15 protein-coding genes are annotated in these 18981 nt (G+C 62.6%); all 15 read left to right on the top strand.

Annotated features, from left to right (window positions below; all coding sequences use genetic code 11):
• The first annotated feature begins 37 nt into the window (after nt 1-37).
• The 15 genes from GYA95_RS15545 to fliI all read left to right on the top strand — a co-directional run bounded on the left by GYA95_RS15545 (nt 38) and on the right by fliI (nt 18978).
• Nucleotides 38-3580 carry a glycosyltransferase gene (locus GYA95_RS15545; protein ID WP_085721200.1) on the top strand — a complete coding sequence of 1181 codons (3543 nt, stop codon included), beginning with the start codon at nt 38-40 and terminating at the stop codon, nt 3578-3580.
• A gap of 249 nt (nt 3581-3829) precedes the next feature.
• Complete coding sequence (locus GYA95_RS15540) at nt 3830-4765, top strand: ketoacyl-ACP synthase III (RefSeq protein WP_015271226.1); 936 nt, start codon at nt 3830-3832, stop codon at nt 4763-4765.
• A 255-nt stretch (nt 4766-5020) separates the two neighbouring features.
• On the top strand, nt 5021-5869 hold the full coding sequence (locus tag GYA95_RS15535) for a flagellin domain-containing protein (RefSeq protein ID WP_015271225.1): 849 nt from the start codon (nt 5021-5023) through the stop codon (nt 5867-5869).
• A 69-nt stretch (nt 5870-5938) separates the two neighbouring features.
• Nucleotides 5939-6298: a flagellar protein FlaG gene (locus GYA95_RS15530; protein ID WP_015271224.1), complete on the top strand. Its 360-nt coding sequence runs from the start codon at nt 5939-5941 to the stop codon at nt 6296-6298.
• Nucleotides 6299-6376: 78 nt separating this feature from the next.
• The gene (gene fliD / locus GYA95_RS15525) at nt 6377-7795 is read left to right on the top strand and encodes a flagellar filament capping protein FliD (protein WP_015271223.1); all 1419 of its coding nucleotides are present in this window, start codon (nt 6377-6379) and stop codon (nt 7793-7795) included.
• A 134-nt stretch (nt 7796-7929) separates the two neighbouring features.
• Nucleotides 7930-8325 carry a flagellar export chaperone FliS gene (gene fliS / locus GYA95_RS15520; protein WP_003257284.1) on the top strand — a complete coding sequence of 132 codons (396 nt, stop codon included), beginning with the start codon at nt 7930-7932 and terminating at the stop codon, nt 8323-8325.
• Between the two features lie 14 nt (nt 8326-8339).
• On the top strand, nt 8340-8636 hold the full coding sequence (locus tag GYA95_RS15515) for a hypothetical protein (RefSeq protein ID WP_003257286.1): 297 nt from the start codon (nt 8340-8342) through the stop codon (nt 8634-8636).
• Nucleotides 8637-8802: 166 nt separating this feature from the next.
• Nucleotides 8803-10278 carry a transcriptional regulator FleQ gene (gene fleQ / locus GYA95_RS15510; RefSeq protein WP_015271222.1) on the top strand — a complete coding sequence of 492 codons (1476 nt, stop codon included), beginning with the start codon at nt 8803-8805 and terminating at the stop codon, nt 10276-10278.
• Nucleotides 10279-10798: 520 nt separating this feature from the next.
• Nucleotides 10799-12016 carry a sensor histidine kinase gene (locus GYA95_RS15505; protein ID WP_015271221.1) on the top strand — a complete coding sequence of 406 codons (1218 nt, stop codon included), beginning with the start codon at nt 10799-10801 and terminating at the stop codon, nt 12014-12016.
• Nucleotides 12016-13371, top strand: a complete 1356-nt coding sequence (locus GYA95_RS15500) for a sigma-54-dependent transcriptional regulator (protein ID WP_015271220.1) — start codon at nt 12016-12018, stop codon at nt 13369-13371. The genes GYA95_RS15505 and GYA95_RS15500 overlap by 1 nt, the downstream gene beginning before the upstream one ends.
• A 224-nt stretch (nt 13372-13595) precedes the next feature.
• Entirely contained in the window at nt 13596-13928 is a 333-nt protein-coding gene (gene fliE, locus GYA95_RS15495) for a flagellar hook-basal body complex protein FliE (protein WP_013973606.1), read from the top strand.
• 15 nt (nt 13929-13943) lie between these two features.
• Nucleotides 13944-15722: a flagellar basal-body MS-ring/collar protein FliF gene (fliF, locus tag GYA95_RS15490; protein ID WP_015271219.1), complete on the top strand. Its 1779-nt coding sequence runs from the start codon at nt 13944-13946 to the stop codon at nt 15720-15722.
• Complete coding sequence (fliG, locus tag GYA95_RS15485; RefSeq protein ID WP_003257289.1) at nt 15715-16734, top strand: flagellar motor switch protein FliG; 1020 nt, start codon at nt 15715-15717, stop codon at nt 16732-16734. The genes fliF and fliG overlap by 8 nt, the downstream gene beginning before the upstream one ends.
• Nucleotides 16735-16835: 101 nt before the next feature.
• Nucleotides 16836-17630, top strand: a complete 795-nt coding sequence (gene fliH / locus GYA95_RS15480) for a flagellar assembly protein FliH (RefSeq protein WP_015271218.1) — start codon at nt 16836-16838, stop codon at nt 17628-17630.
• Complete coding sequence (fliI, locus tag GYA95_RS15475; protein WP_015271217.1) at nt 17620-18978, top strand: flagellar protein export ATPase FliI; 1359 nt, start codon at nt 17620-17622, stop codon at nt 18976-18978. Before fliH ends, fliI begins: the two co-directional genes overlap by 11 nt.
• Nucleotides 18979-18981: the final 3 nt, after the last annotated feature.

The following is an 18981-nucleotide window of genomic DNA, read 5'->3' as shown; positions in this document are numbered from 1 at the left end:
CTTGCCTGTATTTTCCTGATTCTGGAGTTTCCAAGCGATGCCCAATTCTGCCGGGGTTGACGCCCATTCGCTCGACCAGGCACTGACGCGCCTGAGGTTGATGTATGCCAAGCCGGAGCATCCGTACTACATCCTGGCACCCGACTACCGGGAAACCTCCTCGGGCGTCGCGTCGCTGCACTATCTTTGCCACGTGCTCAACCTGAACGGGCGCGAGGCTTATATCTGTGGCGGTCAGGTGGTCAATCCGGACCTAAAAACGCCATTGCTGGACCCGCTGACGCAGAAGCGGCATCAGGCCGAAGGCAAGGTGCCGATAGCTGTCTATCCGGAAGTGGTGGTGGGCAACCCGCTTGGCTGCGATGTGGTGGCGCGTTTCCTGCTGAACTTCGAGGGTTTTCTTACCGGCCAGAGCATGCAGGCCGCTGGCAGAGACCTGTTGTTCTATTCCGGCGCCCTGATCGCCGCACGGCATGGCTATCCGGATGGCGACTTGCTGTGCCTGCCGACGATCGATGTCGAGCTGTTCAGCGCGCCGGCACCGGGCACGCTGCGGGAAGGTAAGTACCTTTACCAGAATCGCCACCCGCTGGAGCAGATCGACTATTCGCAGTTGCCTGACGATATCCAGCTGCTGAGCATGGCCAATGCCCTGACATTACCCGAGCTGGCAGTGCTGCTGCGTAAGGCCGAAGTGCTTTATACCCACGAATGGTCGATGACCTGCGTGATCGCGGTCCTTTGTGGCTGCCCGGTGATCTTCATTCCAGGGCACGGCATCGACGAGCAGTTTCTTGAGGCCAGCTTCATCGGCAGCCAGGGTTTCGCCATGCTCGATCGGCCCGGCGCATTCGAGCGTGCCAGCGCAGGGCTGGAAGGTGCCCTGCAGCGTTATGTGGAAAGAACGGCACCCTTCTGGCAACACCTCGAGGTGTTCATCGCCAAGACCCAGTTTGCAGCCCGTCGCGAGGCGGCCGGCAATCACAGCGGTATGCTGGCATGGCTGCGTCAGCGTTACCCGCTGCCGCAGCAGTTACAGTTGATGCAGGACCGGCTGGTGGCGCCCGATGCGCCCTCGATCGCCGTCTTGGTGCGGGATCACGGCGACCCGGGAGCCCTGGCGCGTACCCTGGGCAGCCTGGACGACTTACTGTACCAACGCATCCAGGTCTGTGTGCTGGGTGCGGTGGAGCCGCGTCGCCCGAACGTGCAGTGGTTGCCAGCTGATGCTCGAGCGCCGCTGGCCGCCATCAATGGCCTGCTGGAGAGCAGCCCCTGTGATTGGTGCATGCTGGTAGACGCGGGCGTGGAATTTACCGCCAGTGGCCTGCTGGTGGCGGCTCTCGACCTGGCACAGGCTCCGGTGACGTTTGGTGCGGTGTTTGCCGACGAGGCCGTGCGAGGCGCCGATGACAGCGTTGAAGCCCGTCTGCGACCCGACCTCAATCTGGACATGTTGCTGGCGCACCCGGCCGCATTGTCGCGGCACTGGTTGTACCACATGCGCACGCTCGTGCAGCAGGGTGGGTTCGACCCGGCTGCAGGGGGGGGCTTCGAATTGGCCTACCAGCTGCGATTGATTGTCGACCATGGCCTGGGGGTTGTGGGTCATATCAGCGAGCCGCTGTTGATCTCCAGTCTGCCGGACCTCACTGTATGCGACGATGAGCGCACGGTCATCCAGAAGCATCTGTTGGAGCGTGGTTATCCTGATGCGCAGGTTCGTTCGATCGAGCAAGGGGCGAATTGCTACCAGATCGACTATGGGCATTCGCGGCCAGCCTCGGTGAGTGTGATCCTCTACATCGAAGGCGACCTGTCACGGTTGCAGCGCTGCCTTGAACAGTTGTTGCAGAACACGGCAGTTGTCCCGCATGAAGTGCTGTTGGTAGAACCAGGCAATGACGATCCGGTGCTGCTGCAGTGGCTGGACATGCTGAGCCAGGTTGAGCCAGGACGAGTCCAGGTATTGCGTTTCATGCCGGGGCAGCCTCGTGAGGCCATGCGCAACGCCGCGGCGCAGGAGGCGCAGGGCGAGTTTTTGCTATGGCTGGATGCTACCGCCATGGTCAGTGATGGTGATTGGCTGCCAGCCTTGCTAAACCATGCACAGCGCCCTGAGGTCGGGGCTGTGGGGTGCATGCTGGCGAGCGCCGATGGGGTGATTCAGCAGGCAGGTCTGGTACTTGGGCTGGGTGGCAGCGTCGGTCCTGCATTCGCCGGGCATGTACTCGGCGATGAGGGTGCTCTGTCGGCGCTGGTGACCGAGCGTAACGGTGTAGCCGTGGGGGATCGTTGTCTGATGGTGCGGCGTGAAACCTTCCTTCAATCGGGTGGTTTCTCCGTCGACCCGTTATTGGCGCCCTGGGCTGAAGCCGACCTGTGCCTGCGCCTGCAGCAGGCCGGCTATCTGAATGTCTGGACGCCACGCGCCAGGCTGCTGCTGGAAGCAGCTCCCGCTGCTGCGATCAGTGCTGAACAGGAGGATGCGCTTTACGCTCGCTGGTTGCCGCAACTGGTCAGCGATCCCTCCTACAACGCCAACCAGTCATTGCTCGCCGGCCACAGCCATGCGCGGCAGGACAACGGTCTGTGCTGGCGGCCATTGCAAGGCATTGCTCCGACGGTGCTGGCCTTCGCTGCCGACCAGCAGGCGGCCGGGCAGGCCCGCGTAATACAGCCCCTCATGGCGATGCGCAACGCCGGCTTGATCGATGGTTCGGTAACCATGGGGGTTCTGACCCTGGTGGATATCCAGCGCTATGCGCCCTCGAGTATTGTCTTGCAGCGCCCGCTGGCGGATGCGGGGTTGCAGACCTTGCGTCGTCTGCGCGCATTCTCCCAGGCATTCAAGGTGTATGAGCTGGACGGTTATATCCCGGAATTGGGGTTCGACGCCGGCCTGAGTGCGGATGAATTACTGCAGCGCATGAGCCATGGGCTGATGCAGGCAGACAGAGTGGTCGTTGCTGCCCCGGCGTTGGCGGAGCTGTTGCAAGGACAGCACGATGACGTGCGCTTGCTTGAAAGCGCGCTACCTGCTGCCTGGGGCCAGTTGCAAGGTTTGCGGCGCATGGCGCAAAGGCCGCGTCTGGGCTGGATCGGCAACAAGGATGCTGCCTTGCTGGCCGAGGTGGTTCCGGCGATGGCGCATGAGGTCGATTGGATCGTCCTGGGCGACTGCCCGCAAGCGCTGCGGCCGTTCGTCCGAGAGCACCACCCGCAGGTCACTGGCGAAATGCTGGGCAATAGCCTCGCTGCCCTGAATCTCGACCTGGCGCTGGTGCCGATGGCCGAGACCTTGGGCAGCGCCTGCTCAGCCGATCTGCGGGTGCTCCAGCACGCTGCTTGCGCACATCCTGTGATCTGTAGCCGAGTCGCCGGTTTCGCTGGCGCAGATACCTTGCCGTTGTCGAGGGTGGAAAACCAGACGGCTGACTGGCTACGGGTCATTCGTCTGCATCTGGACGACCGCGACGCGTCGGCAGCGTTGGGTGATGCCTTGCAGAATGCCGTCCGGGCGAACTGGCTGCTTCAGGGGGAGCGCCTGGAGGCGTGGCGCCGGGCCTGGCTGGCCTGAGTCACGGTCGTATGCCGGGTGCCCGCGCGATGCGGGTGCCTGGCAGCGCACGCCGGGTCATGGTTGCGCACGAGGGGCATTGATCTTGTCGGGCGATTGGCCGATCGTATGAACAACCGTGACTTGGCAGTCGAAACGTGCATCTCTAAGCTATCGAGTCTGCGGGCAGTCTCGTCGTCTTTTCACCCGAGGTATCTGAACCCGGCGCGAAAGCCCGCGAATTTTCGCCATATCTATCGGGAAGCCACAATGATTGGCATCAAAAGCATCGCCAGTTACGTACCTGTCGAGGGCGTCGACAATTACGCGCAGGGCGCGAAATTCGGCAAGGACCAGGATTTCATCTTCGGCAAGATCGGTTCGACCTTCCTGCCGCGCAAGGAAGCCTCCCAGGAAACCTCTGATCTTTGCGTGGAGGCAGCAAAAAACCTGTTTGCTGCCAATCCTGGTCTTGATCCTGCGTCCATCGATGTCGTGATCGTCGTGACCCAGAACGGCGACGCCGAAGGCTTGCCGCATACCGCTGCCATCGTGCAGCACAAGCTGGGGCTGACCACCCAGGTCGCAGCTTTCGATATCTCCCTGGGCTGCTCGGGCTATGTCTACGGCCTGTATGCCATGAAGGGCTTCATGGAAGCGGCAGGGCTGAAAAACGGCCTGTTGATCACCGCAGACCCGTACTCGAAGATTGTCGACCCCGAAGACCGTAATACCACCATGCTGTTTGGTGACGCCGCCACTGCAACCTGGATGGGAGAGGGCGCGGTATGGCAGCTTGGCAAGTCGCTGTTTGGCAGCGACGGAGCAGGGGCCGAGCACTTGCGTACTACCGACGGCAAGTTCTTCATGAATGGTCGTCAGGTCTATAACTTTGCCCTGGTCAAGGTGCCTGCTCACCTTCAGCAGTTGCTCGATGCCAGCGGCCTCAAGGCCGGCGACATCGACCTTTATTGCCTCCACCAAGGTAGCGCGGCAATCGTCGACGCGGTGTCGGCGCGCTTTGTAGAGGGCGAGTACAGGCAGCGGTTCGTCAAGGACATGGTCGAGACCGGCAATACCGTCTCTTCGAGCATTCCGTTGTTGCTGGAAAAGCATGTGCTGGGTTCGCAGCACCAGCGGGTTGCCCTGAGCGGTTTCGGCGTAGGCCTTTCCTGGGGTTCGGCAATCATCGAGCGCTGTGATTGACCGGCCCTCATCGATTACAAGACGCCGCCGCTTCAGGGCGGCGTTTTCTTTTCTCTGCTGCGCAGCGAGTGCGCCTGTAATCTGGCGTCAAACCCTTGATTTCATTGGGATGGCCGGATGCCAGCAAAAAAAGTGAGAAAACGCCCTAAAGCAAACTGCCCTGACGACGATAAACATTACGAAGGTTCTCTGTGCCACACCCGGCGAATTGCCAAGGCCGGAAGCCGTAGTACCCAATCCAACGAGGAATTCGTCATGGCTTTGACTGTTAACACCAACACCACCTCTCTGGGCGTTCAGAAAAACCTGAACCGTGCTTCCGATGCGCTGAGCACCTCGATGACCCGTCTGTCCTCCGGCCTGAAAATCAACAGCGCCAAAGACGACGCCGCCGGCCTGCAGATCGCTACCCGCATGACCTCGCAGATCCGTGGTCAGACCATGGCTATCAAAAACGCCAACGACGGTATCTCCATCGCCCAGACCGCTGAAGGCGCGATGCAAGAGCAGACCAACATCCTGCAGCGTATGCGTGAACTGGCCGTTCAGTCCCGAAACGACTCGAACAGCACCAACGACCGTGTCGCTCTGGACAAAGAATTCCAGTCGATGGCTTCGGAACTGACCCGTATCGCCAACAGCACCCAGCTGAACGGTAAGAACCTGCTGGACGGTTCGGCTTCGGTCATGACCTTCCAGGTTGGTTCCAACACCGGTTCCGCCAACCAGATCACCATCGACCTGAGCGCCAAGTTCACCGCTTCGGACCTGGGCGTTACCTCCTCGATCAACATTCAGGGTTCCGACACCACCACCGCCGAAGCCAACTTCAGCGCTGCTGTTTCGGCCATCGACGCCGCTCTGCAAACCATCAACAGCAACCGTGCTGACCTGGGTGCCGCGCAGAACCGTCTGACCAGCACCATCAACAACCTGCAAAACATCAACGAAAACGCCGAAGCTGCTCGTGGCCGTGTACAGGACACCGACTTCGCTGCTGAAACTGCCCAGCTGACCAAGCAGCAGACCCTGCAGCAAGCTTCCACCTCGGTTCTGGCCCAGGCCAACCAGCTGCCGTCGGCAGTACTGAAGCTGCTGGGCTAATCTGCCTGGTTGCTGGCGGGGAAGTGCTGGTAAGGCACTTCCCCGCCTTTTCATTGCGAGGTGGTGGGCATGGACATGAGCGTCAAGCTGAACCTGTCTTATCCGGCCGCACGTCCGGCCGAGCAGGTTGCCGAAAAACCGGTTGCCCGGTCGACGGAAAACGTAAAACCCGAAGACGACAAGAAAGACGCCAAGGCGGTGCAGGATGCCGACAAGGTCAAACATGCCGTTTCGGAGATCGAAAAGTTCCTGAAGGCGTCGCAGCGTAATCTGGAATTTTCCACGGATGAAGAATCCGGCAAGATCGTGGTCAAGGTCATCGCGACCGACAGTGGTGAACTGATTCGCCAGTTGCCCTCGGAAGAGGCCCTGCGGATCGCTCACAGCCTGAGCGATGTCAAAAGTGTTCTGTTCGACGCCAAGGTATAGTTGGCGGCGAACACCAATGAAGTGATGCATGTCTGTCCCGCAGGAGCGGGTTGACGCGTTGATGAGAGGGACTACAGCATGGCAAGCCCGATTACTTCCAGTACAGGCCTGGGTTCTGGTCTCAACATTACCGAGATCGTGACCGCGTTGGTCAAGGCCGATACATCCGCCAAGCAGGCGCAGATCACTCGGCAAACCAGCAACAACACTGCGATGATTTCGGGTATCGGCTCGCTGCGCAGTGCCCTCACGGCATTCCAGGACGCCATGAAGGCGCTCAACAACAAGGATGCACCGTCGTTCAACGCCTATGCAGCGACCTCGGCCAACGAGTCGGTGGTCAAGATCAAGTCGAGCAACTCGGCGGTAGCGGGTAGCTATGACATCGTGGTAGACAAGCTGGCCACCAGCTCGAAAGTGGCCAGCCAGCAGTTCAGCGGTGGGGCCACCAGCCCGATCAGTGCTGGCCAGCTGACCATCAGCCAGAACGGCAAGACCTACAACCTGGACGTGGCCAGTGGTGCGACGCTGCAAAGTGTGCGCGACCAGATCAACAAGGAAATGAGCGCGAACGGCATTTCCGCCAACATCGTCAACGAGGAAGGCGGCTCGCGCCTGGTGCTCAGCTCTACCACCACAGGTGCGGGGACTGACATCTCCCTGAGCGGTATCGCCGAGCTGGCAATCGATGGCACCACGCAGATGTCCGGGACCGGTGCGGGCTTCATCACTGCCAAGGCCCAGGATGCCGAACTGACCATCGATGGCTTGAAGGTCAAGAGTGCCTCCAACACGCTCGATAGCGCCATCAGCGGCATGACCCTGGAGTTGACCGGGGTCAGCCCCAAGGCCAGCGGAGCTACCACTGGTACGCCGACTGCGGTCACCGTTGCAGCGGACAACGATGGCCTGAAGAAGTCGGTGCAGAGCTTCGTCGATGCCTACAATACGCTGCAGAAGGCGATCACTTCGCTGACGTCGACCAGCCGTGATGACGATGACAAGCTGGTGCTCGGCCCGCTCACCAACGACCCTACCACCCGCTCTTTGCTGGGTGATGTGCGCAAGGTACTGAGTGAGGTAGGGGCCGGCGACCAGCTGACCACGCTGAGCCAGTTGGGTATCAACACCCAGAAGGATGGCACGCTCGAATTCAACAGCAGCAAGTTCACCGCCGCGATGAACGACAAGAAGCTCGGCCCGGAAGTGCAGGAGCTGTTCACCGGTACCGACGGCATCTTCGAGCGCATGAACAAGGCCATCGATCCTTACAACAAGACCGATGGCAGCCTTGCAACGCGCAAGTCGAACCTCGACAAGGCGGTCTCGGAGCTGGCGAACCAGCAGGCCGCGCTTGATCGCCGCACCGAGTCCCTGACCGAATCGCTGACCAAGAAGTACGTGGCCCTGGACACCGCCCTGGGCAAGATGAAAGCCCAGGCCGACCAGATCACCTCGATCTTCGAAGCGATCAACGCCCAGGCCAAGAAATCCTGATCGGCTGAGCATGCCAAAAGCCCGGCGGCGTCCGCGAGACGTCCCGGGCTTTTTGCTTTTCCCCTAAAGTTTTTTGACGTACAGGCGATACAGCAGGTACAAGCAACTTTTTACCGCAGCAACGAGGCAGATCCATGAACCCGATGTTGGCCCTTCGGCAGTACCAGAAAGTCAACGGCGCAGCGCAGACGTCCGAAGCCAGCCCGCACCGCCTGGTGCAGATGCTCATGCAGGGCGGCCTTGATCGCATGGCGCAGGCCAAGGGCGCCATTGCCCGCAACGACATCGCGCAAAGGGGCATCCTCATCGGCAAGGCCATCGACATCATCGGCGGCCTGCGTGAAGGCCTGGACCTGGAAAACCATGCCGATAGCCTGGCTGAGCTGGACAGCTTGTACATGTACATGAGCCGTCGCCTGATCGAGGCCAACGTCAAGGGTGACCCGGCCATCATCGACGAGGTCGCGCGCCTGCTGATCACTGTGAAGGAAGGTTGGGACGCAATCGGCGATCAGTCGTCGGCTTCCTGATAAAGGAGGATGACATGAGCGAAGTAATCGCCCGGATCGAGCAGACCCGGGAAATGCTGCTGGCGGCGCTGGCCGAGCGCAACTGGGAAGCGGTGGGGGAGCTGGACCTGGAATGCCGCTTGCGCATCGGTGACATGGTCAGTGAGGCGAAGGGCAATGAGGCCGATGTCAGTGCCAGCCTTGAGCAGTTGTTGGCCGTATACCGTCAACTAATCGATGTTGCAAGTGGCGAACGTCAATCCTTGGTGGATGAAATGACGAAAATCCGTCAGGCGAAGAACGCGGCAAAGGTATACCATTTGTTCACCTGACCACAGATGTTGCCAAAAGCCATGCGCCATTAATTTGACTGGCTGGTGTTTTTTGACTTTACTAGTGGCTGTTTTCGAATTTCAGACGTCCGAACACTGACCATTCAGTCGGAATGATGTCGAGCACGCCCTCGGGCGCCGATATGACTAGGGAAGTTGCTATTGCATGTGGCGTGAAACCAAGATTCTGCTGATCGACGACGACAGCGCACGCCGCCGCGACCTGGCGGTGGTGCTTAACTTCCTCGGCGAAGAAAACCTCGCTTGCTCCAGCCAGGACTGGCAGCAAGTGGTCGAGCCGTTGTCTTCGAGTCGCGAAGTGCTGTGCGTGCTTATTGGCACTGTAAATGCCCCGGGCAGTGTGCTTGGGCTCGTTAAGACAGTGACTGGGTGGGATGAGTTCCTTCCGGTTCTGCTTTTAGGTGAAATTTCTTCTGCGGAGTTCCCGGAAGACCTTCGCCGCCGGGTGCTTTCCAACCTGGAAATGCCGCCAAGCTACAGCCAGCTGCTGGATTCGCTGCACCGTGCCCAGGTCTATCGCGAGATGTACGACCAGGCGCGCGAGCGTGGTCGCCAGCGCGAACCCAACCTGTTCCGCAGCCTGGTCGGCACCAGCCGTGCCATTCAGCACGTGCGGCAGATGATGCAGCAAGTGGCCGATACCGATGCCAGCGTGCTGATCCTGGGTGAGTCCGGCACCGGCAAGGAAGTGGTCGCGCGCAACCTGCACTACCATTCCAAACGCCGCGAGGCGCCGTTCGTGCCGGTCAACTGCGGCGCGATCCCGGCCGAGTTGCTGGAAAGCGAACTGTTCGGCCACGAGAAGGGCGCCTTTACCGGGGCGATCACCAGCCGTGCCGGGCGCTTCGAGCTGGCCAACGGCGGTACCCTGTTCCTCGACGAAATCGGCGACATGCCGTTGCCGATGCAGGTCAAGCTGTTGCGCGTGCTGCAGGAGCGTACCTTCGAGCGCGTGGGCAGCAACAAGACCCAGAGCATCGATGTGCGCATCATTGCCGCGACCCACAAGAACCTCGAGACCATGATCGAGGAGGGCACGTTCCGCGAAGACCTGTACTACCGCCTGAACGTGTTCCCTATCGAGATGGCGCCGCTGCGTGAGCGGGTGGAAGACATCCCGCTGCTGATGAACGAGCTGATCTCGCGTATGGAGCACGAGAAGCGCGGGTCCATCCGCTTCAACTCCGCGTCGATCATGTCGCTGTGTCGCCACGGCTGGCCGGGTAACGTGCGCGAGCTGGCCAACCTGGTCGAGCGTATGGCGATCATGCACCCGTACGGGGTGATTGGCGTTTCCGAGCTGCCGAAGAAATTCCGTTACGTCGATGACGAAGACGAGCAGATGGTCGACAGCCTGCGCAGCGACCTGGAAGAGCGCGTGGCGATCAATGGCCATACGCCGAACTTCAGCAACCACGCCATGCTGCCACCTGAAGGCCTGGACCTGAAGGACTATCTGGGCAGCCTGGAGCAGGGCCTGATCCAGCAAGCGCTGGACGATGCCAACGGTATCGTTGCGCGTGCGGCTGAACGTTTGCGCATTCGCCGCACCACCTTGGTCGAGAAGATGCGCAAGTATGGCATGAGTCGCCAGGGCGGCGAGGAACAGGCGGAGGATTGACGGCTGGGGCGGGGCGTTCGGCTTGGCGTTGATGGTGTCTGTTAGGTCGAGCGCCGCCCGCGCGGCGGTTCTCGAGTGTTTGCCGTTGTACTTTCTGCGCCTGTGAGATCGAGCGCCGCCCGCGCGGCGCTTCGCGGGGCAAGCCCGCTCCCACATTTGTTGCAACGTGCCGAACCTGTCAGGCCATGGTTGTCAGCCTTGGTGGGATGGCTGTATTTCTGGGTTGGCACTACTGCCGCCCCATTGCCTCAAGCCTTGCACCAAGGCTGGCAACGCCTCTCCCACAGGCATGGCCACGTTGCAACAAATGTGGGAGCGGGCTTGTCCCGCGAAGCGCCGCGCGGGCGGCGCTCGATTTCACAGGCGCAGAAAGTGTCAAGGCGTATATACCCGCGGCGGCGCACGATATGCGCCCCACCAAAATCTCAAACCCTGCATTAAACCCCATCTCCGGCACGGCTATTGCTACACCGCTGGCAACACACCGTTTTTATGACGGTCAGCCATGCGAGAGAGCAACATGCCCCAGGCCGCCCACATATCCCTAGCCCCCGGTCCGCAGGGGCAGCCCCCGATCGAGCAGGACAGCCGCCAGGGTGTCGAGCAGGCCTTCGCTCTGTTCAATCAGGTCTCGAGCCAGCTGAGCCAGTCCTATAGCCTGCTGGAAGCCCGGGTCAGCGAACTCAAGGGCGAGCTGGCGGTGGTCAGCGCCCAGCGCATCGATGAACTGAGCGAAAAGGAACGCCTGGCCAACCGCCTGCAGAACCTGCTGGACCTGCTGCCCGGCGGGGTGATCGTGATCGATGGCCAGGGCCTGGTACGCGAAGCCAACCCGGCCGCCTGCGAATTGCTCGGCGAGCCGCTGGTCGGCCAGCTGTGGCGCCAGGTGATCGCTCGCAGCTTTGCCCCGCGCAAGGATGACGGTCACGAAGTCTCGCTGCGCGACGGCCGCCGTCTGTCCATTGCCACTCGCTCGCTGGATGCCGAGCCTGGCCAGTTGGTGTTGCTCAACGACCTGACCGAAACCCGTCGCCTGCAAGACCAGCTGGCTCGCCACGAGCGCCTGTCTTCGCTGGGGCGCATGGTCGCCTCGCTGGCGCACCAGATCCGCACGCCACTGTCGGCGGCGATGCTCTACGCCAGCCACCTGGCTGATCCCGAACAAGACCTGAGCGCGGAAACCCGCCAGCGCTTTGCCGGGACCCTGAAAGAGCGCCTGCACGAATTGGAACACCAGGTGCGCGACATGCTGGTATTCGCTCGGGGCGAGCTGCCGCTGAATGATCGAGTCACGCCAAAAGCCTTGTTCCAGGCCCTGCAGCAGGCTGCCCAGGCGCATGTGCAAGGGCACGCCGTGCGCTGGCAGTGCGACAGCCACCTGGGTGAGCTGCTGTGCAACCGCGACACCCTGGTTGGTGCATTGCTCAACCTGATCGAAAATGCGCTGCAAGCCAGCGACGGCCCGGCGCGACTGAAGGTGCACCTGTTCCGTCGCGAGCGCAGCCTGCACCTGTGTGTAAGCGACGCCGGCAGTGGCATCGATGGCGACCTGCTCGGCCGCCTGGGCGAGCCGTTCCTGACCACCAAGGCCACTGGCACCGGCCTGGGCCTGGCCGTGGTCAAGGCCGTGGTGCGCGCGCACCAAGGTGCGCTGCGCCTGCGCTCCAGGGTTGGCCGTGGCACCTGTGTGCGGGTGGAGCTGCCGTTGATCGACGGGCAGCTGGCGGAGGGCATGTAATGACGATCAAGGTGCTGCTGGTCGAGGACGACCGCGTATTGCGCCAGGCGCTGGGCGATACCCTGGAAATCGGCGGCTTCGCCTATCAGGCGGTGGGCAGTGCCGAAGAAGCGCTGGAAGCGGTGCTGGAGGAGGCCTTCAGCCTGGTAGTCAGCGATGTGAACATGCCAGGCATGGATGGGCACCAACTGCTGGTCCAGCTGCGCCGCCAGCAACCGCAACTGCCCGTGTTGCTGATGACTGCGCATGCCGCGGTGGAGCGTGCCGTCGAGGCGATGCGCCAAGGCGCCGCCGACTATCTGGTCAAGCCGTTCGAGCCCAAGGCGTTGCTCAGCCTGGTCGAGCGGCATGCCGCCGGGCGCGTGGCTGAAGAAGAAGGCCCGGTGGCCTGCGAACCAGCCAGTCGACAGTTGCTGGAGCTGGCCGCGCGGGTGGCGCGCAGTGACTCGACCGTGCTGATTTCGGGCGAGTCCGGCACCGGCAAGGAAGTGCTGGCGCGCTTCATTCATCAGCAATCGTCGCGGGCGGCGCAGCCCTTTGTGGCGATCAATTGTGCTGCCATCCCCGACAACATGCTCGAGGCCACGCTGTTCGGCCACGAAAAGGGTGCCTTCACTGGCGCCATTGCCGCCCAGGCCGGCAAGTTCGAGCAGGCCGAGGGTGGCACCTTGCTGCTTGATGAGATCTCGGAGATGCCGATGGCCTTGCAGGCCAAGCTGCTGCGGGTGTTGCAGGAGCGCGAGGTGGAGCGGGTGGGTGGGCGCAAGCCGATCAGCCTGGATATCCGTGTGCTGGCTACTACCAACCGTGACCTGGCTGGCGAAGTGGCGGCCGGGCGTTTCCGTGAAGACCTCTACTACCGCCTTTCGGTGTTCCCCCTGGCCTGGCGCCCACTGCGCGAACGCCCGGGTGACATCCTGCAACTGGCCGAGCGCCTGTTGGCGCGTCACGTGGCCAAGATGAAGCACGCCCCGGTGCACCTGTCGCCCCAGGCCCGGGCCTGCCTGCAGGCGTATGCCTGGCCGGGCAACGTACGCGAACTGGACAACGCCCTGCAGCGGGCGCTGATCCTGCAGCAGGGCGGGGTGATCGAGGCGGCGGATTTTTGTCTGGCAGGCGCCATTCCATTGTCAGCCGGCATCGAGCCATCACCCGAGGTGGTGGCCGAGCCTGGCGGGCTGGGCGATGACATGCGTCGTCATGAGTACCAGATGATCATCGACACCCTGCGCGCCGAGCGCGGCCGCCGCAAAGAGGCGGCCGAACGCCTGGGGATCAGCCCGCGTACCTTGCGCTACAAGCTGGCGCAGATGCGCGATGCCGGGTTTGACGTCGAGGCCAGCCTGTTCGGCTGACAAAAACCTCAGAGCTTGCGCAGCCTTTGTAGGAGCAGCCTTGTGCTGCGAAGAGGCCAGCAAGGCAGAAGGTGGTCTGTTGCATCAAAGGCCCCTTTCGCAGCACAAGGCTGCTCCTACAGTGAACCAAGGTGCGCGTGCCAAGGCTGGCACCTTTGTTGCTTTAGGTTGGCTATCCGCCGCATCACTGTCAAAAAAATGCGGCCGCAGGAGAGAGAAGGGTCATGAGCCAAGGTGTTGAATTCAATCGTCTGATGCTGGACATGCGGGCCATGCAGGCCGATGCCATGTCGCTGCCCAAGGTGGCCGCCGCTCCCGAGCTGGCACCGGGGCAGAGTACCTTTGCCGACATGCTCGGCCAGGCCATCGGCAAGGTGCATGAGACTCAGCAGGCTTCGACCCAGCTGGCCAACGCCTTCGAGATCGGCAAGAGTGGTGTCGACCTGACCGATGTGATGATCGCTTCGCAAAAGGCCAGCGTGTCGATGCAGGCCCTGACCCAGGTACGCAACAAGCTGGTCCAGGCGTACCAGGACATCATGCAGATGCCGGTTTGAGGACGGACGTAAACCATGGCTGAAGCAGTCGTCGACAACGCCCCTGCCAAGAGCGGCCCGCCCGCGGCCAAGCCGCCGCTGTTCGGCATGGCGTTTCTGGAAAATATCGCGCAGATGCCCATGCTGCGTCAGATCGGCCTTCTGGTCGGCCTGGCCGCCAGCGTGGCGATCGGCTTTGCCGTGGTACTGTGGTCGCAACAACCTGATTACCGTCCGCTGTACGGCAGCCTGGCGGGCATGGACACCAAGCAGGTCATGGATACCCTGGCCGCTGCCGACATCCCCTACAACGTCGAGCCCAACTCCGGGGCTCTGCTGGTCAAGGCCGACGACCTCTCCCGTGCGCGCCTGAAACTGGCGGCCGCCGGCGTGGCGCCAAGCGATGGCAACGTCGGTTTCGAATTGCTCGACAAGGAGCAGGGCCTGGGCACCAGCCAGTTCATGGAAGCCACCCGTTACCGTCGCAGCCTGGAAGGCGAGCTGGCGCGTACCGTGTCCAGCCTGAACAACGTCAAGGGCGCGCGCGTGCACCTGGCCATCCCGAAAAGCTCGGTGTTCGTGCGTGACGAACGCAAGCCCAGCGCCTCGGTACTGGTCGAGTTGTACCCGGGCCGTGCCCTGGAAGCCGGGCAGGTGATGGCCATCGTCAACCTGGTCGCCACCAGCGTGCCGGAACTGGACAAGTCCCAGGTCACCGTGGTCGATCAGAAGGGCAACCTGCTGTCCGAGCAGATCCAGGACACCGCCCTGACCCAGGCAGGCAAGCAGTTCGACTACAGCCGCCGGGTAGAAAGCATGCTCACCCAGCGGGTACACAACATCCTGCAGCCGGTGCTGGGCAATGACCGCTACAAGGCCGAAGTGTCTGCCGACCTCGACTTCAGTGCGGTCGAGTCCACCTCCGAGCAGTTCAACCCCGACCAGCCGGCACTGCGCAGCGAGCAGTCGGTCGACGAACAGCGTGCCAGCAGCCAGGGGCCGCAAGGTGTCCCCGGCGCACTGAGCAACCAGCCGCCAGGCCCGGCCTCGGCACCGCAGACCACCGGTGGTGCCGCTACCCCGGCCGCGGCCATCCAGCCTGGCCAGCCGCTGGTGGATGCCAACGGCCAGCAGATCATGGACCCGGCCACCGGCCAGCCGATGCTCGCGCCGTACCCGTCGGACAAGCGCCAGCAAAGTACCAAGAACTTCGAGCTGGACCGCTCCATCAGCCACACCCGCCAGCAGCAGGGGCGCATGACCCGCCTGTCGGTGGCGGTGGTGGTGGACGACCAGGTCAAGATCGACCCGGCCACCGGCGACGCCACCCGTGCGCCATGGGGCGCCGAGGACCTGGCACGCTTCACTCGCCTGGTACAGGACGCGGTCGGCTTCGATGCCAGCCGTGGCGACAGTGTGACGGTGATCAACGTGCCGTTCGCCGCCGACCGTGGCGAAGAGATCGCCGATATCGCCTTCTACCAGCAGCCGTGGTTCTGGGACATCGTCAAGCAAGTGCTGGGCGTGGTGTTCATCCTGGTGCTGGTGTTCGGTGTGCTGCGCCCGGTGCTGAACAACATTACAGGGGGCGGCAAGCAGGCTGCCTCGGATAGCGACATGGAGCTGGGCGGCATGATGGGTCTGGATGGCGAACTGGCCAACGACCGCGTCACTCTGGGTGGCCCGACAAGCATTCTGCTGCCTAGCCCGAACGAGGGTTACGAGGCACAGCTCAACGCAATCAAAGGCCTGGTGGCCGAAGACCCGGGCCGCGTTGCCCAGGTCGTGAAAGAGTGGATCAACGCCGATGAGTGATAACCGAGCCGTTACCGCCAAGCTGAGCCGCGTCGACAAGGCGGCGATCCTCCTGCTTTCGCTGGGCGAGACCGATGCCGCCCAGGTGCTGCGGCACATGGGGCCCAAGGAAGTGCAGCGTGTGGGTGTGGCCATGGCGCAGATGGGCAATGTGCACCGTGAACAGGTCGAACAGGTGATGAGCGAGTTCGTCGAAATCGTCGGCGACCAGACCAGCCTGGGCGTGGGCTCCGATGCCTATATCCGCAAGATGCTCAATCAGGCCCTGGGCGAGGACAAGGCCAACGGCCTGGTCGACCGCATCCTGCTCGGTGGCAACACCAGCGGCCTGGACAGCCTGAAGTGGATGGAGCCGCGCGCCGTTGCCGACGTGATCCGCTACGAGCACCCGCAGATCCAGGCCATCGTGGTTGCCTACCTCGACCCCGACCAGGCTGGCGAAGTGCTGAGCAACTTCGACCATAAGGTGCGCCTGGACATCGTCCTGCGCGTGTCGTCGCTGAACACCGTGCAGCCGGCGGCGCTGAAGGAGCTGAACCAGATCCTCGAGAAGCAGTTCTCGGGCAACTCCAACGCGGCGCGTACCACCTTGGGTGGCATCAAGCGCGCCGCCGACATCATGAACTTCCTCGACAGCTCGGTGGAAGGTGCACTGATGGACGCGATCCGCGAAATCGACAGCGACCTGTCGGAGCAGATCGAAGACCTGATGTTCGTCTTCAACAACCTGGCCGATGTCGACGACCGTGGCATCCAGGCACTGCTGCGCGAAGTCTCGTCCGATGTGCTGGTGGTGTCGCTCAAGGGCGCCGACGAGCGGGTCAAGGACAAGATCTTCAAGAACATGTCCAAACGTGCCTCGGAGCTGTTGCGCGACGACCTGGAGGCCAAGGGGCCGGTACGGGTCAGCGATGTGGAAACGGCGCAGAAGGAAATCCTCACCATCGCCCGCCGCATGGCCGAGGCCGGCGAGATCGTGCTCGGCGGCAAGGGCGCCGAGGAAATGATCTGAGGTATTCGCGATCTGAAGGCCGACGCCGCCCCTTGTGGGAGCGGGTAAACCCGCTTCCATAAGGACCGTGTCGGCTGAACATGGTTTGAGAACATGACAGCATGCCCACCAAAGAACATCACCCCAGCGACCTGATCCGCGCCCGCGACCTCGAGGGCGTGGACGTATGGGCGCTGCCCAGCTTCGACCCGGAACCCGAGCCTGAGCCCGAACCGGAGCCGGAACCCGAGGTAGTCGAGGAAGAAGTCGAGGAAGTGCCGCTGGAAGAAGTCCAGCCGCTGACCCTGGAAGAACTCGAGGCCATCCGCCAGGAAGCCTACAACGAAGGCTTTGCCACCGGTGAGCGCGAGGGCTTCCATAGCACCCAGCTCAAGGTCCGCCAGGAAGCCGAAGAGGCCCTGAAGACCAAGCTGGAAAGCCTCGACCGGCTGATGACCAACCTGATGGAACCGATCGCCGAGCAGGACACGCAGATCGAGAAGGCACTGGTCCACCTGGTCGCTCACATGACCCGCCAGGTAATCGGTCGCGAACTGCGGAGTGATTCCAGCCAGATCACCCAGGTACTGCGCGAAGCGCTCAAGCTGCTGCCCATGGGCGCTGACAATATCCGCATCCATCTCAACCCGCAGGATTTCGAGCTGGCCAAGGCCCTGCGCGAGCGCCATGAGGAAAGCTGGCGGCTGCTAGAAGACAGCGCGCTGCTGCCGGGCGGCTGCCGTATCGAGACCGCGCACAGCCGCATCGACGCGACCATGGAAACCCGCATCGAGAAAGCCGTGGCGCAACTGTTCGATCAGTTGCACGACCATTCGCTGCACCCGGCAGCGCCGGACATGTCGGTAGACCTGGACAGCCTGCCAGAGCGTGCCGTGGGTAGCCCGGATGCATCTTGAACGCACCAGCTTCGGCAAACGCCTGGGCAGTTATGCCGAGGCCATCGAACTGCCGGCCCAGCCCATCGTCGAAGGCCGCCTGCTGCGCATGGTTGGCCTCACCCTGGAAGCCGAAGGCCTGCGCGCTGCAGTCGGCAGCCGCTGCCTGGTAATCAACGACGACAGCTACCACCCGGTGCAGGTGGAGGCCGAAGTCATGGGCTTTGCCGGGCCCAAGGTATTCCTCATGCCGGTCGGCAGCATTGTCGGCATCGCCCCCGGCGCGCGGGTGGTGCCGCTGGATGACAGCGGCCGCCTGCCCATGGGCATGAGCATGCTCGGCAGGGTGCTCGACGGCGCCGGTCGCGCGCTGGATGGCAAGGGCGGGATGAAGGCCGAGGACTGGGTGCCGATGGACGGCCCGGTGATCAACCCGTTGAACCGCGACCCCATCAGCAAGCCGCTGGACGTGGGAATTCGCAGCATCAATGGCCTGCTCACGGTCGGTCGCGGCCAGCGCTTGGGCCTGTTCGCCGGTACCGGTGTGGGCAAGTCGGTGTTGCTGGGCATGATGACCCGCTTCACCGAAGCCGAAATCATCGTCGTCGGCCTGATCGGCGAGCGGGGTCGCGAGGTCAAGGAATTCATCGAGCATATCCTGGGTGAGGAAGGCCTCAAGCGCTCGGTGGTGGTCGCTTCGCCCGCCGACGATGCGCCGCTGATGCGTCTGCGCGCCGCCATGTACTGCACACGTATTGCTGAGTACTTCCGCGACAAGGGCAAGAACGTGCTGTTGCTGATGGACTCGCTGACCCGTTTCGCCCAGGCCCAGCGTGAAATCGCCCTGGCCATCGGCGAGCCGCCGGCCACCCGGGGTTACCCGCCGTCGGTGTTCGCCAAGCTGCCCAAGCTGGTGGAGCGGGCCGGCAACGGCGAGCCAGGTGGTGGTTCGATCACCGCGTTCTATACCGTGTTGTCCGAGGGCGACGACCAGCAGGACCCGATTGCCGACGCGGCGCGTGGTGTGCTCGATGGCCACTTCGTGCTGTCGCGGCGGTTGGCCGAGGAAGGCCATTACCCGGCTATCGACATCGAAGCCTCGATCAGTCGGGTCATGCCTCAGGTGGTCGATGCCGACCATTTGCGCCAGGCGCAAAAGTTCAAGCAGCTGTGGTCGCGCCTGTCGCAAAGCCGTGACCTGATCAGTGTGGGGGCCTACGTGGCGGGTGGCGACCCGGAAACCGATCTGGCCATTGCCCTGCAGTCGAAGCTGGTGGAGTTTTTGCGCCAGGGCCTGCGCGAGAGCGTGGGCATGGCGCAAAGCCGCGAACAGTTGGGGGCGATCTTTGCGCCCCCGGCGGGCGGTTGATAG

Origin of the sequence: Pseudomonas asiatica, assembly GCF_009932335.1 — a bacterium.
Taxonomy (GTDB): Bacteria; Pseudomonadota; Gammaproteobacteria; order Pseudomonadales; family Pseudomonadaceae; genus Aquipseudomonas; species Aquipseudomonas asiatica.
Note: the sequence above shows the minus strand (reverse complement) of the source record. Positions and strands in the feature narration are given on the sequence as shown.

Coding starts and splice junctions, on each gene's coding strand:
- fliF (WP_015271219.1), top strand. CDS start 13,944: ATGGCTGAAGCAGTCGTCGACAACGCCCCTGCCAAGAGCGGCCCGCCC.
- fliS (WP_003257284.1), top strand. CDS start 7,930: ATGAACCCGATGTTGGCCCTTCGGCAGTACCAGAAAGTCAACGGCGCA.
- fleQ (WP_015271222.1), top strand. CDS start 8,803: ATGTGGCGTGAAACCAAGATTCTGCTGATCGACGACGACAGCGCACGC.
- fliD (WP_015271223.1), top strand. CDS start 6,377: ATGGCAAGCCCGATTACTTCCAGTACAGGCCTGGGTTCTGGTCTCAAC.
- GYA95_RS15530 (WP_015271224.1), top strand. CDS start 5,939: ATGGACATGAGCGTCAAGCTGAACCTGTCTTATCCGGCCGCACGTCCG.
- GYA95_RS15540 (WP_015271226.1), top strand. CDS start 3,830: ATGATTGGCATCAAAAGCATCGCCAGTTACGTACCTGTCGAGGGCGTC.
- fliI (WP_015271217.1), top strand. CDS start 17,620: ATGCATCTTGAACGCACCAGCTTCGGCAAACGCCTGGGCAGTTATGCC.
- fliE (WP_013973606.1), top strand. CDS start 13,596: ATGAGCCAAGGTGTTGAATTCAATCGTCTGATGCTGGACATGCGGGCC.
- fliG (WP_003257289.1), top strand. CDS start 15,715: ATGAGTGATAACCGAGCCGTTACCGCCAAGCTGAGCCGCGTCGACAAG.
- GYA95_RS15500 (WP_015271220.1), top strand. CDS start 12,016: ATGACGATCAAGGTGCTGCTGGTCGAGGACGACCGCGTATTGCGCCAG.
- GYA95_RS15535 (WP_015271225.1), top strand. CDS start 5,021: ATGGCTTTGACTGTTAACACCAACACCACCTCTCTGGGCGTTCAGAAA.
- GYA95_RS15505 (WP_015271221.1), top strand. CDS start 10,799: ATGCCCCAGGCCGCCCACATATCCCTAGCCCCCGGTCCGCAGGGGCAG.
- GYA95_RS15515 (WP_003257286.1), top strand. CDS start 8,340: ATGAGCGAAGTAATCGCCCGGATCGAGCAGACCCGGGAAATGCTGCTG.
- GYA95_RS15545 (WP_085721200.1), top strand. CDS start 38: ATGCCCAATTCTGCCGGGGTTGACGCCCATTCGCTCGACCAGGCACTG.
- fliH (WP_015271218.1), top strand. CDS start 16,836: ATGCCCACCAAAGAACATCACCCCAGCGACCTGATCCGCGCCCGCGAC.